The 14,987-nt window shown below is 72.5% G+C and carries 11 protein-coding genes; 9 read left to right on the top strand and 2 right to left on the bottom strand.

Annotated elements, in window-relative coordinates:
• Positions 1-2: 2 nt before the first annotated feature.
• Positions 3-1,388 (bottom strand): FAD-binding protein, encoded by a 1,386-nt coding sequence (locus AC07FY_RS26380; RefSeq protein ID WP_479010667.1) that lies wholly within the window; start codon positions 1,386-1,388, stop codon positions 3-5.
• A gap of 92 nt (positions 1,389-1,480) precedes the next feature.
• A complete protein-coding gene (locus tag AC07FY_RS26375) occupies positions 1,481-3,292 on the bottom strand; it encodes a glycoside hydrolase family 15 protein (protein WP_479010716.1) in 1,812 nt (603 codons plus the stop codon).
• A 499-nt stretch (positions 3,293-3,791) separates the two neighbouring features.
• On the opposite strand from AC07FY_RS26375, the gene AC07FY_RS26370 reads away from it, so the two are divergent.
• From AC07FY_RS26370 to AC07FY_RS26330, 9 genes are all read left to right on the top strand, one after another.
• Positions 3,792-5,429: a CTP synthase gene (locus AC07FY_RS26370; RefSeq protein WP_479010665.1), complete on the top strand. Its 1,638-nt coding sequence runs from the start codon at positions 3,792-3,794 to the stop codon at positions 5,427-5,429.
• 82 nt (positions 5,430-5,511) lie between these two features.
• Positions 5,512-6,141: an NUDIX domain-containing protein gene (locus AC07FY_RS26365; RefSeq protein WP_479010662.1), complete on the top strand. Its 630-nt coding sequence runs from the start codon at positions 5,512-5,514 to the stop codon at positions 6,139-6,141.
• Positions 6,142-6,378: 237 nt separating this feature from the next.
• Positions 6,379-8,352, top strand: a complete 1,974-nt coding sequence (locus tag AC07FY_RS26360) for a tetratricopeptide repeat protein (protein ID WP_479010659.1) — start codon at positions 6,379-6,381, stop codon at positions 8,350-8,352.
• A gap of 153 nt (positions 8,353-8,505) precedes the next feature.
• Entirely contained in the window at positions 8,506-9,621 is a 1,116-nt protein-coding gene (ald, locus tag AC07FY_RS26355; RefSeq protein ID WP_479010656.1) for an alanine dehydrogenase, read from the top strand.
• Positions 9,622-10,069: 448 nt separating this feature from the next.
• Entirely contained in the window at positions 10,070-11,107 is a 1,038-nt protein-coding gene (locus tag AC07FY_RS26350) for a ParA family protein (RefSeq protein ID WP_362398297.1), read from the top strand.
• Positions 11,092-11,598 (top strand): hypothetical protein, encoded by a 507-nt coding sequence (locus AC07FY_RS26345; RefSeq protein ID WP_479010653.1) that lies wholly within the window; start codon positions 11,092-11,094, stop codon positions 11,596-11,598. Before AC07FY_RS26350 ends, AC07FY_RS26345 begins: the two co-directional genes overlap by 16 nt.
• Positions 11,599-11,759: 161 nt before the next feature.
• The gene (locus tag AC07FY_RS26340) at positions 11,760-12,857 is read left to right on the top strand and encodes a segregation and condensation protein A (RefSeq protein WP_479010650.1); all 1,098 of its coding nucleotides are present in this window, start codon (positions 11,760-11,762) and stop codon (positions 12,855-12,857) included.
• Entirely contained in the window at positions 12,854-13,480 is a 627-nt protein-coding gene (gene scpB, locus AC07FY_RS26335; RefSeq protein ID WP_479010648.1) for an SMC-Scp complex subunit ScpB, read from the top strand. The genes AC07FY_RS26340 and scpB overlap by 4 nt, the downstream gene beginning before the upstream one ends.
• Positions 13,480-14,949 carry a pseudouridine synthase gene (locus tag AC07FY_RS26330; protein WP_479010645.1) on the top strand — a complete coding sequence of 490 codons (1,470 nt, stop codon included), beginning with the start codon at positions 13,480-13,482 and terminating at the stop codon, positions 14,947-14,949. The genes scpB and AC07FY_RS26330 overlap by 1 nt, the downstream gene beginning before the upstream one ends.
• Positions 14,950-14,987: the final 38 nt, after the last annotated feature.

The following is a 14,987-nucleotide window of genomic DNA, read 5'->3' as shown; positions in this document are numbered from 1 at the left end:
CGTCACGTGGGCCGGATGTTGTGGTTGAAGCGGAAGACGTTGTCCGGGTCGTACTCCCGCTTCACCCGCCCCAGCCGGCGCATGTTGTCCGCACCGAGCCCCGAGACCACCCGGTCCGAGCCCTCGTCCCCGGTGAAGTTCAGGTAGACCGCCCCCGTGCTCCACGGCTGCACGTCCGCGCGCACGTCCTTCACCCACCGGCGGCACCGCTCGTCGTCGGCCGCGTCCTGCCAGATCCCGAACGGGTGGACCGCCCAGGGCGCGTCCCGGTACGGCACCGGGTAGTCGGCCGGGCCGGCGGCCACCGCGCCGCCCTGCGGGAAGAGGATGTGCTGCGTCCCGGTCGGCACCGGCATCGAGTCGGCCCGCTCGCAGAACACGTCCACGAACGGGTCCGGCGCACCGGTCAGGTACTCGGCCGACCAGTAGTTCCGCAGCCCCGGCGGGTCGTCGATCATGCACTGCAGATCGGCGTACGGGATCGCGGTGACCATCGCCGCCTCGTGCGGCAGCGCCAGCAGCGGCGCGGCGAACGCGCGCAGCCGCTCCTCCGGGCCCGCGTAGGTGACCAGCGCCGCGCAGATCAGCCGACCCGCCAGGTGGGGCGGTACGAAGGCGTCGTCGAGGGGGCCGGTCAGGTAGAACGCGCCCCCGCCCGCCTCCACCGGACCGCCCTCGATGAGGTCCCGGTAGGCCCGCACCACCTGCGGTCCGTGCTCCGGCAGGAACAGCAGGAAGGCGATCGACATGACGGGCAGCTCGTGCAGCCGCAGGGTGAGCGCGGTGGCCACGCCGAAGTTCCCGCCGCCGCCGTGCAGGGCCCAGAACAGCTCCGGGTGCTCCTCGGCCGTCGTCTCCACCAGCGTGCCGTCGGCCGTCACCAGCTCCACGCCCAGCAGGTTGTCCACGGCCAGCCCGCACATGCGGTCCAGCCAGCCGCTGCCACCGCCGAGGACGAAGCCGCCCACCCCCGTGGTGGAGGCCCGTCCACCCGTGGTGGCCAGCCCGTGGGGGGCGCAGGCCCGGTCCAGGTGGCCCATGGTCGCCCCGCCCTCGATCCGCACCGAGCGGGCCCCCGGGTGGACGGTGACCTCCTGCATCCGCCGCAGGTCCACCACCAGGGCGCCGTCGCCGAGTGCGGAGCCGGAGACGCTGTGCCCGCCGCCGCGCACCGCGACCTTCAGGTCGAGCTCCCGGGCGAACCGCACGGCGGTCACCACGTCGGCCGGGCCCTCGCACTGGGCGATGACGGCGGGCCGGCGGTCGATCATCGAGTTGAAGACCGCCCGGGCCCCGTCGTAGCCGGGGTCGCCCGGGGCGAAGACGTCACCGGCCAGGTCCTCGCGGAGCGCGGCGAGCGCCGTACCCGCCTTCGACAGGGGCACCATGGGCTTTTCCCCCTCCGGAGCAGGGCGTGGAACCCTTCCAGCGTAGGCGCAGGCGAACACGGGGGCGCGGCGGGAGATCGCGCCCCGCGACGCTACCCCCCGTACGCCCCGCTCGCCGTCAGCCGCAGCGCCGTGTCGATCAGGGGGACGTGGCTGAACGCCTGCGGGAAGTTTCCGACCTGGCGCTGCAGGCGCGGGTCCCACTCCTCCGCCAGCAGGCCGAGGTCGTTGCGCAGCGCCAGCAGCCGTTCGAACAGCCGGCGTGCCTCGTCCACCCGTCCGATCATCGCCAGGTCGTCGGCCATCCAGAAGGAGCACGCGAGGAAGGCACCCTCGTCGCCCTCGAGGCCGTCCACGCCGGCCTCCTCGCCCGCCGTGGGGTAGCGCAGGATGAAGCCGTCGGGCGTGGACAGCTCGCGCTGGATCGCCTCGATGGTGCCGATGACCCGCTTGTCGTCCGGCGGCAGGAAACCCATCTGCGGGATCAGCAGCAGGGAGGCGTCCAGTTCCTTCGACCCGTAGGACTGGGTGAAGGTGTTGCGCTCCTTGTCGTAGCCCTTTTCGCACACGTCCTGGTGGATCTCGTCGCGCAGCTCGCGCCAGCGCTCCAGCGGCCCGTCGGCGTCCCCGCTCTCGATCAGCTTGATCGTGCGGTCCACGGCCACCCAGGCCATCACCTTCGAGTGCACGAAGTGGCGGCGCGGGCCGCGCACCTCCCAGATGCCCTCGTCGGGCTGGTCCCAGTGGGTCTCCAGGTAGCGGATCAGCTTGAGCTGGAGCAGCGAGGCGTAGTCGCTGCGGGCCAGCCCCGTCATGTGCCCCAGGTGCAGGGCCTCGGTGACCTCGCCGTACACGTCGAGCTGCAGCTGGCCCGCGGCGCCGTTGCCGACGCGGACCGGGCGGGAGTTCTCGTAGCCCGGCAGCCAGTCCAGCTCGGTCTCGCCGAGCTCCCGCTCGCCCGCGATCCCGTACATGATCTGGAGGTTCTCCGGGTCGCCGGCCACCGCGCGCAGCAGCCACTCGCGCCAGGCGCGGGCCTCCTCGCGGTAGCCGGTGCGCAGCAGCGACGACAGGGTGATGGCGGCGTCGCGCAGCCAGGTGTAGCGGTAGTCCCAGTTGCGGACCCCGCCGATCTCCTCCGGCAGGGAGGTGGTCGGCGCGGCGACGATCCCGCCGGTGGGACCGTAGGTGAGGCCCTTGAGGGTGATCAGGGAGCGGACCACCGCCTCCCGGTAGGGCCCGTGGTAGGTGCACTGCTCGACCCACTCGCGCCAGAACTCGCTGGTGGACTCCAGCGCCGCCTCGGGGTCGGGGGAGTCCGGCGCACCGCGGTGCGAGGGCTGCCAGCTGATGCTGAAGGCCATCCGGTCGCCCGGGCCGACGGTGAAGTCGGAGTAGGTGGTCAGGTCCTTGCCGTAGGTCTGCGCCTCGGTGTCCAGCCACACCGAGTCGGGCCCGGCCACGGCGACGGTGCGTCCGTCGGCCTTGTGCACCCAGGGGACGACCCGCCCGTAGCTGAAGCGCATGCGCAGCGCCGAGCGCATCGGGACGCGCCCGCTGACGCCCTCCACGATCCGGATCAGCTGGGGCGCGTGGCCCTCGCGGGGCGGCATGAAGTCGATGACGCGGACGGTGCCGCGCGGGGTGTCCCACTCCGATTCCAGCACCAGGGAGTCACCGCGGTAGCGGCGCCGCGTGGCCCGCGGCGGCTCGGTGCCGGTTGGGAAGGCGGGACCGACACGCCAGAAGCCGTGATCCTCGGTGCCGAGGATGCTCGCGAAAACGGCGTGCGAGTCGAAACGTGGCAGACACAGCCAGTCCACTGCCCCGTCCCGGCAGACCAGCGCGGCGGTCTGCATGTCCCCGATCAGTGCGTAATCCTCGATGCGCCCGGACACGAGCATCTCCAGTCGAACGGCCACGTCCGCCCCGAAGGGCGCTTGCAATGCGCGTTTGCGCGGTCTCCTGTGGGTGGGGATCTCCGCGCCGAGCCCATGATTCCGTATATCGGCTCGGTGCGGCCGTGCGACGGACTGCTCGGCGGTGAGGTGAGCGGTATCCGAGCAGGATATGACGGCACCCTAGTGATCTCCTCATGCCGGGGAAGAATGCGACTGGGCCAAACGGGTGACCTGCCGGTAGGCCGCCGCGCCACTCCCCGCACGCCTCCGTACCCGACCCCCGCGCCGCGTCCCCGGAGGCGGACGGGTCCGGGCGCTGATAGGCTGGTACCCCGTGGACCGGTGGTCTGCCTGTGCGAACCAGGAGCCCCGAAACCGCAGCTTCGGCGCCCCCTGAGACCCTTCCGGATCGACGGCGGCCCGCGCCGGACGCACCTCACCTCGCGACCACGGGAGCCCCCTCTTGGCGACGCCGCCCGCTGCTTTTCGAAACAGCACAGCCATGACGACCAAGCACATCTTCGTCACCGGGGGTGTCGCTTCGTCCCTCGGCAAGGGCCTGACGGCCTCCAGCCTGGGCGCGCTGCTGAAGGCGCGCGGCCTGCGGGTCACCATGCAGAAGCTCGACCCGTACCTCAACGTCGACCCCGGCACGATGAACCCCTTCCAGCACGGTGAGGTGTTCGTCACCAACGACGGCGCCGAGACCGACCTGGACATCGGCCACTACGAGCGCTTCCTCGACGTGGACCTCGACGGCTCGGCCAACGTCACCACCGGCCAGGTCTACTCGCAGGTCATTGCCAAGGAGCGGCGCGGCGAGTACCTGGGCGACACGGTGCAGGTCATCCCGCACATCACGAACGAGATCAAGCACCGCATCCGCCGCATGGCGACCGACGACGTCGACGTCGTCATCACCGAGGTCGGCGGCACAGTCGGCGACATCGAGTCGCTGCCGTTCCTGGAGACCGTCCGCCAGGTCCGCCACGAGGTCGGCCGCGACAACGTCTTCGTCGTGCACATCTCGCTGCTGCCCTACATCGGCCCCTCCGGCGAGCTGAAGACCAAGCCGACCCAGCACTCCGTCGCCGCGCTGCGCAACATCGGCATCCAGCCCGACGCGATCGTGCTGCGGGCCGACCGGGACGTCCCGACCTCCATCAAGCGCAAGATCTCGCTGATGTGCGACGTGGACGAGGCGGCCGTGGTCGCGGCCATCGACGCCAAGTCGATCTACGACATCCCGAAGGTGCTGCACACCGAGGGCCTGGACGCCTACGTCGTGCGCAAGCTCGACCTGCCCTTCCGCGACGTGGACTGGACCGTCTGGGAGGACCTGCTCGACCGCGTCCACAACCCCGACCACGAGGTCAAGATCGCGCTCGTCGGCAAGTACATCGACCTGCCCGACGCCTACCTGTCGGTGACCGAGGCGCTGCGCGCCGGCGGCTTCGCCAACAAGGCCCGCGTCCAGATCAAGTGGGTCACCTCCGACGACTGCAAGACCCCCGAGGACGCGGCCGCGCAGCTGTCCGACGTGGACGCGATCTGCGTGCCCGGCGGCTTCGGTGACCGCGGCGTCAACGGCAAGGTCGGCGCCATCACCTACGCCCGCGAGAACAAGATCCCGCTGCTCGGCCTGTGCCTGGGCCTGCAGTGCGTGGTCATCGAGGCCGCGCGCAACCTCGCGGGCATCGCGGACGCCAACTCCACCGAGTTCGACGCCTCCACCCCGCACCCGGTCATCTCGACCATGGAGGAGCAGCTCGCCTTCGTCGAGGGCGCGGGCGACCTGGGCGGCACGATGCGCCTGGGCATGTACCCGGCGAAGCTCGCCGAGGGCTCCATCGTGCGCGAGGTCTACGGCGACCAGGCGTACGTGGACGAGCGCCACCGCCACCGCTACGAGGTGAACAACGCCTACCGCGGCGAACTGGAGAAGAAGGCGGGCCTCGTCTTCTCCGGCACCTCCCCGGACAACAAGCTCGTCGAGTACGTCGAGTACCCCCGCGAGGTGCACCCCTACCTGGTGGCCACCCAGGCCCACCCGGAGCTGCGCTCGCGACCCACCCGGCCGCACCCGCTGTTCGCGGGCCTGGTCAAGGCGGCCGTGGAGCGGCAGCAGTCCGCGAAGTGATCGCCTGAGCGCATAACGTAGGCAGCCGGGGTACGGAAAGCGCCGTACCCCGGCTGTCGCACGCTGTGGAGGGCTTCGGGGAATGAACATCAAGGACACGCCGGAAACCTGGGAGACCCTGTCGACCAGGAGGCCCTTCGAAGGGGCCAAGACGGCGGTGAACTCCGACGTCGTCCGCATGCCGGACCGGTCGTCGGCCCGCCGGGACTACCAGGTGCACCCCGGCTCGGTGTGCGTGCTGGCGCTGGACGAGGAGGGGCGGGTGCTCGTCCTCAGCCAGTACCGGCACCCGGTGCGCCGCCGGCTGTGGGAGCTGCCGGCCGGCCTGCTGGACGTACCGGGGGAGAACCCGCTGCTCGGCGCGGAGCGCGAGCTGCTGGAGGAGGCGCACCTGAAGGCGGAGGACTGGCGGGTCCTCGCGGACTTCTACGCCTCGCCGGGCGGGTCGGACGAAGCGGTGCGGGTCTTCCTCGCGCGGGGCGTCCGCGACGCCGAGGGCGAGCGGTACGCCGAGACCGACTCGGAGGAGGCGGACATGGAGCTGGCGTGGGTTCCGCTGGCCGACCTGGTGCGCGGCGTCCTCGCCGGCGAGCTGGGCAACGCGGCGCTGGTGACCGGAGTCCTGGCGCTGTCCGCCGCGCTGGCCGGTGACGGCCTGGACGCCCTCCGTCCGGCCACGGCCCCCTGGCCGGCGCGGCCCTTCGCCCCGTAGCCGAGTCCAACCGCGTGCCCGCGGGGCCCGGCGGGCGGCGCCCCGCCTTCCGCTTGGCGCCCCGTCTTCCGCGCGGCCGGGCCCCCGGCGGGGAGGCCGGGGGTCCGGAGAGTCGCCGGTGTGACCATCCGCTGATCCGATCAGGGGATATGCCGTCGCGCTGCCCATGGTTCGTCGCTCTGTGTGAACTACGCTCGGCATCCCCGGAAGGGCAGGGGCAGGGAGAGGAGCGGATCCGTGGCGGATTTCGTCGGGCGGCGGCGTGAGCTCAAGGAGCTGCGCGAGGACATCGCACGCACCGGGCTCGACACCCTCTCGGGCCGCAAGGCCAAGGCGCCCCGGGCCCGCGTGCTGCTGGTCGCCGGGCGGCCGGGCTCCGGGCGCACCGCGCTCGCCGAGGCATTCGTGCGCGAGGTGGCCGGACAATACCCCGACGGTCTGCTGCGCACCCGGCTCACCGCCCCCGGCGGGGAGACCCTGCCCACCGAGCGCGCGGTCCGCGGCCTGCTGGAGGACCTCGGCCAGACCACCCCGCCCGGCGCCGGCGAGGACGAGCTGAGCTCCGCCCTGCGCGCCGCGCTGAGCGGGCGCCGCGTGGTCGTCCTCGTCGACGACGCGGCCGACCCGCACCAGGTCGACGCCCTGCTGCCGGACACCCCGGAGTGCCTGGTCGTGGTGACCGCCGAGGGTCCGCTCACCGGCATCCCCGACGTCCGCCCCTGCACCCTCGGCGGACTCGACACGCCCTCGGCCGTGGAGATGCTCGTGCAGCGCATCGGCGACACCCGGGTCACCACCGACCCGCGGGCCGCCGAGACCCTCGCCGAGGAGTGCGGCGGCCAGCCCGCCGCGCTCGCCCTCGTCGGCGGCTGGCTCGCCGCCCACCCCAAGGCATCGGTCGCCGACGTCGCCAAGCAGCTGCACGAGATGCCCGCCGGGGTCGGCGGCCCGCTGGCCCGCGGCTTCCGCCTGGTCTACGAGACCCTCCCGCAGCCCGCCCAGCGCACCTTGCGCCTGCTGCCGCTGGCCCCGGCCGGGATCGTCGACTCGCACACCGCCTCGGCCCTCGCCGGGTGCTCGGTGGCCGCGGCGCAGGCCACGCTGGACGACTTCGCCGGGCTGGGCCTGCTGACCAACGCGCACAACGGCCTGTTCCTGCTCCCCGGCTGCCTCGCGCCCCTGCTCCAGTCACTGCTGGAGGCCAAGGAGCGCCCGGCCGAGGTGCAGCTCGCCCGGGCCCGGATGCTGGAGCGCACCGTACGCCTGCTGCACTCCTGCCGGGCCATGGCCGCAGCCGGGGAGGAGGACGGGATCGGCCTGCGCGAGAAGCTGGACGGGGTGCCGCGGACGCTGCGCTTCCCCGACCGGCGGGCCGCCGCCACCTGGCTCGACACCCGGCTGCCCGCGCTCAGCGCGGCCGCCACCCTCGCCGTGGCCGACGGCGAGCTGGACACCCTGGCGCGCCGGCTGATCGCCGCGCTCGTACGGGCCCTCGCCGAGCACCGCGGCACCGCCGAGGCCGCCCCCGAGCTGTACGGACTCCACCGGCTGGTCCTGGACGTGGCCGAGCGGCGCGGCCTGCACCGGGAGCAGGCGGCCGCCCTGCTGAACCTCGCCGACCTGGACGCCGAGACCGGCCGGAACCAGGAGGCGCTGGAGCGCTACCGGGCCGCGCTGGACGCGGGCCGGGCCGCGAACGACCCGTACGCGATCGGGCGCGCGATGGAATCCGTAGGGGGTGCCCACCAGGAGCTGGCGGACTGGCACCGGGCCGCCGACTGGTTCGGCCGGGCCCTCGCCCACGCCCTCGCGCGGGGGGAGCGCGCGGACGAGGCCAGGCTGTACGGGAGGCTCGGGAACGTCCACACGTATGCCGGCCGGTACGGGGACGCGCTGCGCAGCTGGCGGGCCGCCGCCGCGGGGTACCGGCGGCTGGCCGATGTGCCGGGCCAGGCAAAGGCGTTGAGCGAGATGGCCCGGGTCCAGGAGTACGCCGGGCGCCCCGAGGAATCGCTGCACACCTGCCGCGAGGCGGTGGAGCTGGCGCGCCGGGCCGGGGACCAGCGCCTGCAGGCCGCGCTGCAGGTGCGGTTGGCCGACACGCTCGACCGGCTGGGGGACCCGGCGGCTGCCAGGCTGCACCGGTCCGCAGCCGACAGATTGCTGGGCGACGATCCCGCAGCCTGCGAAATCCGCAGTGGATCCGACTAAGATTATTTGTTTGCAAGGCTAGACACGCGTTCATCCTTCATTAAACTGGGTTCACCACGTCATCCCGTGGTGCATCCCGTTGCGCGTTCTTGTGGGCGGGTATGTATGGAAGTGCCCCCGTAAATCCCCCAGAGCCAAGGACCGTGATCGACGATGAAGGTCGGCATCCCCCGCGAGGTCAAGAACAACGAGTTCCGGGTCGCCATCACGCCCGCCGGTGTGCATGAGCTGGTCCGCAACGGCCACCAGGTCGTCGTCGAGCAGAACGCCGGTGTCGGCTCCTCGATCACGGACGCCGAGTACGTGGCGGCCGGTGCCGAGATCCTCGGCACGGCCGACGAGGTCTGGGCGACGGCCGACCTGCTGCTGAAGGTCAAGGAGCCGATCGCGGAGGAGTACCACCGCCTCCGCAAGGACCAGACCCTCTTCACCTACCTGCACCTGGCGGCCTCCCGCGAGTGCACGGACGCCCTGCTGGAGTCCGGCACCACCGCCATCGCGTACGAGACGGTCGAGCTCGCCAACCGGGCCCTGCCGCTGCTCGCCCCGATGTCCGAGGTCGCGGGCCGGCTGGCCCCGCAGGTCGGCGCCTACCACCTGATGCGCTCGGCCGGCGGCCGCGGCGTGCTCCCGGGCGGTGTCCCCGGCACCCACGCCGGCGAGTGCGTGGTCATCGGCGGCGGCGTCTCCGGCTGGAACGCCGCGCAGATCGCCATCGGCATGGGCTTCCACGTGACGCTGCTCGACCGCGACATCAACAAGCTCCGCGAGGCCGACAAGATCTTCGGCACCAAGATCAAGACGATCGTCTCCAACGCCTTCGAGCTGGAGAAGGCCGTCATCGAGGCCGACCTCGTCATCGGCGCCGTGCTGATCCCGGGTGCGAAGGCCCCGAAGCTGGTCACCAACGAGCTCGTCGCCAAGATGAAGCCCGGAAGTGTCCTTGTCGACATTGCGATCGACCAGGGCGGCTGCTTCGAGGACTCCCGTCCGACCACCCACGCCGAGCCGACCTTCCAGGTCCACAACTCGGTCTTCTACTGCGTCGCCAACATGCCGGGCGCGGTCCCCAACACCTCCACCTACGCGCTGACCAACGCCACGCTGCCCTACATCGTGCAGCTCGCGAACCTCGGCTGGGTCGAGGCGCTGCGCCGTGACCCCGCGCTCGCCCTGGGCCTCAACACCCATGACGGCCAGGTCGTTTACGGTCCCGTCGCCGAGGCCCACGGACTGCCGACCCTCGCGCTCGACACGCTGCTCGGCTGACCGTCAACGACTGACGTCAATCTCACGTATCCGGCCGGACCTTGCCCGCAAGGTCCGGCCGGACGCGTTTGCGAGGCGCGGGCCGGAGCCGCTCAACTCGCCTCGAACGTAGCCCTTTAACCCTTTCGCGCACCTGCGAAACTTCGCGGCGACAGCTCGCACGCCCTTGACAGAGTGGTGTTCGGTTGCCGACACATCGTGCCGGGTCCGGTGGATTGTGTTGCCGCTGAGCGGTGACACGCCATAGAGTCGCCAACCGTCGGCATGGTGCCACGCTGACCTATCGATAAGTGTCCTGGTCACGTCCGAGGAGGTAAGACGACTTGTGAATGAGTCGACATTTGCTCCTGGGGGTGGTCCAGCAGGCGCGCCGGAGCGGGGTCCAAGCCCCGCCGGGCTCGAGGCTGTCGGCTCCGTCGCAGTCCGCACCTTCGCAAACCACCAGCACATGACGACGCCCCAAAAGAGCATGGACGGCCTAGACGTGAACTCCAGGGCCGGCGACCTGAGCGGCGAAAAGCCCACTGGTTTCGCCGACTACGACAACGTGCCCGAAGGGCACTTCTACGACCCCGACGCGGAGTACGAACCGGACCCCGAGTACGCGGCCACCCTCGCCCCCGACGCCGCACGCCAGCGCCGTGAGCGGATCGGCCCGACCGGACGCCCGCTGCCGTACTTCCCCATCCCGGGCCCGCTGACCGACCACGGTCCGGCGAAGATCATCGCGATGTGCAACCAGAAGGGCGGCGTGGGCAAGACCACGTCGACCATCAACCTGGGTGCCGCGCTCGCCGAGTACGGGCGCCGCGTGCTGCTCGTCGACTTCGACCCGCAGGGCGCGCTGTCCGTGGGCCTCGGCGTGAACCCGATGGAACTCGACCTGACGGTCTACAACCTGCTCATGGAGCGGGGCATGTCGGCCGACGAGGTGCTGCTCAAGACGGCGGTCCCCAACATGGACCTGCTGCCGAGCAACATCGACCTGTCCGCCGCCGAAGTGCAGTTGGTCAGCGAGGTCGCGCGCGAGTCGACGCTGCAGCGGGCGCTGAAGCCCCTGATGGCCGACTACGACTACATCGTGATCGACTGTCAGCCCTCGCTCGGTCTGCTGACCGTGAACGCCCTGACGGCGGCTCACAAGGTCATCGTCCCGCTGGAGTGCGAGTTCTTCGCGCTGCGCGGCGTGGCGCTGCTGACCGAGACGATCGAGAAGGTGCAGGAGCGGCTCAACCCCGAGCTGGAGCTCGACGGCATCCTCGCCACGATGTACGACTCCCGTACGGTGCACAGCCGCGAGGTCCTGGCGCGCGTCGTCGAGGCCTTCGACGACCACGTCTACCACACGGTCATCGGCCGCACGGTGCGCTTCCCGGAGACCACGGTCGCCGGCGAGCCGATCACGACGTACGCCTCGAACTCCGTCGGCGCCGCCGCGTATCGCCAGCTCGCCAGGGAGGTGCTCGCCCGGTGTCACGCCGAGTGAGTCTGCCCGGAGCCGACGAACTGTTCCGTACGACCGGCGGGATGGCCCTGCAGTCCTCCTCGCCGAGGCGGGGTGCCGACGAGGCGCCCGCCGCCGAGCACACGGCCTCCTCGGCCGAGGGCGCGCCGGGGGAGGGCCGGAGCCGGGAGGCCGGGGCCGGCGCGGACTCCGTGGGAGCACCCCGGCGGCCGCAGGAAGGTTCTGTCAGCCCCGTCGGCGGGACGGCCCAGCCGGTCCGCCGGGGCAAGGGGCAGGGCCGGGGCGCCAACCGGCGGCCGAGCGGGCGCGAGCGGCACGACGAGAAGATCACGGTCTACGTCTCCGCCGAGGAGCTCATGGACCTGGAACACGCGCGGCTGGTGCTGCGCGGGGAGCACGGCCTCGCGGTCGACCGCGGGCGCATCGTCCGCGAAGCGGTGGCGGTCGTCCTCGCCGACCTGGAGTCCCGCGGGGACGCGAGCATCCTGGTCCGCCGCCTCCGCGGCCGCTGACTCCCGGCCGTGCCGCCCGACGGCCCCGTGACGCGGCTTCGGGCGCGGCGGGCCGGTCCCGCGCGTCGCGGCCCAGGCGGGACTTCGACGCCAGGGCCTAGGGTGGGGGCAGCCCCGGTGCCGATGGCCGGGCCGCCCCCTCCGCACGACCATGGACCGCGATGCCCCTTGCCGCCGAACCCGGCCGACCCGCCCGCCGCCAGCTGGGACGAGGCCCCGGCACGCCGGCGCAGGCCCCCCAGGCGCCCGCTGAGCGCCCCGGGCCACCCGGACCCGGCGAAGCCGCCCCGGGCCCCCTCGCGTCCGCTGACACCCCCGCCCAGGGCCGCGAAGACACCCTCGCCGCGCCGGAAGGCGCTCCCGTAACCGTCGGCGCCGTGCCGGCCGCGGGCGGCGGGCACGGCGGCGCCACCGAAGGCAGGGCGGCCGGGGGCGGGTCCGGAAGCGGCGGCCCCGCCGGCGGCGACGGGCGGTTCACGCTGCGGCTCGCCAACTTCGAGGGCCCCTTCGACCTGCTGCTCCAGCTGATCTCGCGGCACAAGCTCGACGTGACCGAGGTCGCGCTGTCCAAGGTCACCGACGAGTTCATGGCCCACATCCGGGCCATGGGCCCCGAGGGGGACCTCGACCAGACCACCGAGTTCCTCGTCGTCGCCGCCACCCTGCTGGACCTGAAGGCGGCCCGGCTGCTGCCCGCCGCCGAGATCGAGGACGAGGCCGACCTCGCCCTGCTGGAGGCGCGGGACCTGCTGTTCGCCCGCCTCCTGCAGTACCGGGCGTACAAACGGATCGCCACGATCTTCGAGGACCGCGCGGAGGCGGAGGGCCGCCGCTACCCCCGCACCGTCGGCCTGGAGCCGCACCACGCCGACCTGCTGCCCGAGGTCGTCATCACCATCGGCCCCGAGGGCTTCGCCCGCCTCGCCGCGAAGGCCATGCAGCCCAAGGCCAAGCCCCAGGTGTACGTGGACCACATCCACGCCCCGCTGGTCAGCGTGCGGGAGCAGGCGGCCCTGGTCGTGCGGATGCTGAAGGCGCGCGGCGAGGCCACCTTCCAGGAGCTCACCGAGGACGCCGGGGACACCCTCACCGTCGTCGCCCGGTTCCTGGCCCTCCTGGAGCTCTACCGCGAGAAGGCGGTGGTCCTGGACCAGGAGGAGGCCCTTAAGGCCCTGACCGTGCGGTGGAGCGGCGGGGACGGCGACGGCATGCCGACCGTGACCGACGAGTTCGACCAGATCGTGGAGGCCGGGGAATGAGCAGTGACGTGGCCGCGCTGGCGCTGAGGCCGGCGCTGGAGGCCGTACTCATGGTCGTGGACGAGCCCGCGACGGAGGCGCACCTCGCCAAGGTGCTGGAGCGCACCCCGCGGGAGGTCGCCCAGGCGCTGCGCGAGCTCGCCGACGAGTACGCCCGCCAGGGGCGCGGCTTCGAGCTGCGCCCGGTGGCGGGCGGGTGGCGGTTCTACACCAGGGCGGAGTTCGCCCCGGCCGTCGAGGGCTTCGTCCTGGACGGCCAGCAGGCCCGCCTCACCCAGGCGGCGCTGGAGACGCTGGCGGTCGTCGCCTACCGCCAGCCGGTCAGCCGTTCCCGGGTGTCGGCGGTGCGCGGAGTCAACTGCGACGGGGTCATGCGGACCCTCCTGCAGCGGGGTCTGGTGGAGGAGGCGGGGACGGAACCCGAAACAGGTGCGATCCTGTACAGGACGACGAACCACTTTTTGGAGCGGATGGGCCTGCGCGGCCTGGACGAGCTCCCGGAGCTCGCGCCCTTCCTCCCCGAGGCGGACGCGATCGAAGCCGAGACGCAAGAAGGTGTGCCGTCGTTCGATCCGGACGCACCGGACACCGATGTAGACGACGACAAGACGACGGACATTTGATGCGAAGCAACGGCAACGGCGGCGGCAACAGGAACAGCGGCGGCGGCGGTGGTGGCGGACGCGGTGGCTCCCGCGGCGGCAGCTCCTCCGGCGGCGGTGGCTACCGCGGCGGCAGCTCCTCCGGTGGAGGCGGCTCCCGCGGCGGCTCTTCCGGCGGCGGCTACCAGGGCGGTTCCTCCGGTGGAGGCGGCTCCCGCGGAGGCGGCTCTTCCAGCGGCGGTGGCTACCGCGGCGGCAGCTCCTCCGGTGGAGGCGGCTCCCGCGGCGGCTCTTCCGGCGGCGGCTACCAGGGCGGTTCCTCCGGCGGCGGTGGCTACCGCGGCGGCAGCTCCTCCGGCGGTGGCTACCAGGGCGGCGGTTCCGGCCCCCGCGACCGCGACCGCGACCAGGCCCCCCAGCGCCCCCGCAACCCCCGCCCCGAGGAGCGCCGCTACGACGTGGGCCCCGAGGGCGAGCGCAACGGCCGCGGTGGAGCCAAGGCCGGCGGTGGCGGTGCCCGCGGCGCGGCCGACGGCGCCCGGGGCGGCTCGGGTGCCCGTGGCGCCGCCGCGCGTGGTGGGGCCAAGGGCGGCCCCAAGACCGCCAGGACCCCCGGCATCGGCGGGGCCGGCGGCCCGCGCCGCGGCCCCGGCAGCCGCAGCGGCCAGTCCCGGCCGCGCGAGCTGGACGCGCGGATCGAGGAGCGCGTGCGCGACCGGTACGCCGACAAGCCCGTGATCAAGACCCCCAAGACCTTCCCGGGGGCCGAGGAGGAGGGTGAGCGTCTGCAGAAGGTGCTCGCCCGCGCCGGCATGGGTTCGCGCCGCGCCTGCGAGGAGCTCATCGAGCAGGCCCGTGTCGAGGTCAACGGCGAGATCGTGCTCGAGCAGGGCAAGCGCGTCCTGCCGAAGGACGAGATCAAGGTGGACGGCCTGACGGTCGCCACCCAGTCGTACCTGTTCTTCGCGCTGAACAAGCCCGCCGGCGTCGTCTCCACCATGGAGGACCCGGACGGCCGCCAGTGCCTGGGCGACTACGTCACCAACCGGGAGACGCGCCTCTTCCACGTCGGCCGGCTCGACACCGAGACCGAGGGCATCATCCTGCTCACCAACCACGGCGAGCTGGCCCACCGCCTCACGCACCCGAAGTACGGCGTGAAGAAGACGTACGTCGCCGCGATCACCGGTCCGCTCCCGCGCGAGATCGGCAAGCGGCTCAAGGACGGCATCGAGCTGGAGGACGGGTACGCCCGCGCCGACCACTTCCGCGTCGTCGACCAGGTCGGCAAGAACTACCTGGTCGAGGTGACCCTCCACGAGGGCCGCAAGCACATCGTCCGCCGCATGATGGCCGAGGCCGGTTTCCCGGTCGAGAAGCTCGTCCGGACGTCCTTCGGGCCGATCGAGCTCGGCGACCAGAAGTCCGGGTGGCTGCGCCGCCTGACCAACACCGAGGTCGGCATGCTGATGCGCGAGGTCGGTCTGTAGCAGCCCGACACGGGCTCGAGAGCCCGCGGTGCCTTCCG

Source organism: Streptomyces sp. NPDC045967 (assembly GCF_056430495.1).
The sequence above is the reverse complement of the archived record's forward strand: the minus strand, read 5'-3'. Positions and strand labels throughout refer to the sequence as shown.

What these genes read in the sequence shown, in the direction of transcription:
- AC07FY_RS26350 (WP_362398297.1), top strand. Translation starts at nt 10,070, where the DNA reads ATGACGACGCCCCAAAAGAGCATGGACGGCCTAGACGTGAACTCCAGG.
- AC07FY_RS26375 (WP_479010716.1), bottom strand. Translation starts at nt 3,292, where the DNA reads ATGCTCGTGTCCGGGCGCATCGAGGATTACGCACTGATCGGGGACATG.
- AC07FY_RS26380 (WP_479010667.1), bottom strand. Translation starts at nt 1,388, where the DNA reads ATGGTGCCCCTGTCGAAGGCGGGTACGGCGCTCGCCGCGCTCCGCGAG.
- AC07FY_RS26370 (WP_479010665.1), top strand. Translation starts at nt 3,792, where the DNA reads ATGACGACCAAGCACATCTTCGTCACCGGGGGTGTCGCTTCGTCCCTC.
- ald (WP_479010656.1), top strand. Translation starts at nt 8,506, where the DNA reads ATGAAGGTCGGCATCCCCCGCGAGGTCAAGAACAACGAGTTCCGGGTC.
- AC07FY_RS26340 (WP_479010650.1), top strand. Translation starts at nt 11,760, where the DNA reads ATGCCCCTTGCCGCCGAACCCGGCCGACCCGCCCGCCGCCAGCTGGGA.
- AC07FY_RS26330 (WP_479010645.1), top strand. Translation starts at nt 13,480, where the DNA reads ATGCGAAGCAACGGCAACGGCGGCGGCAACAGGAACAGCGGCGGCGGC.
- scpB (WP_479010648.1), top strand. Translation starts at nt 12,854, where the DNA reads ATGAGCAGTGACGTGGCCGCGCTGGCGCTGAGGCCGGCGCTGGAGGCC.
- AC07FY_RS26365 (WP_479010662.1), top strand. Translation starts at nt 5,512, where the DNA reads ATGAACATCAAGGACACGCCGGAAACCTGGGAGACCCTGTCGACCAGG.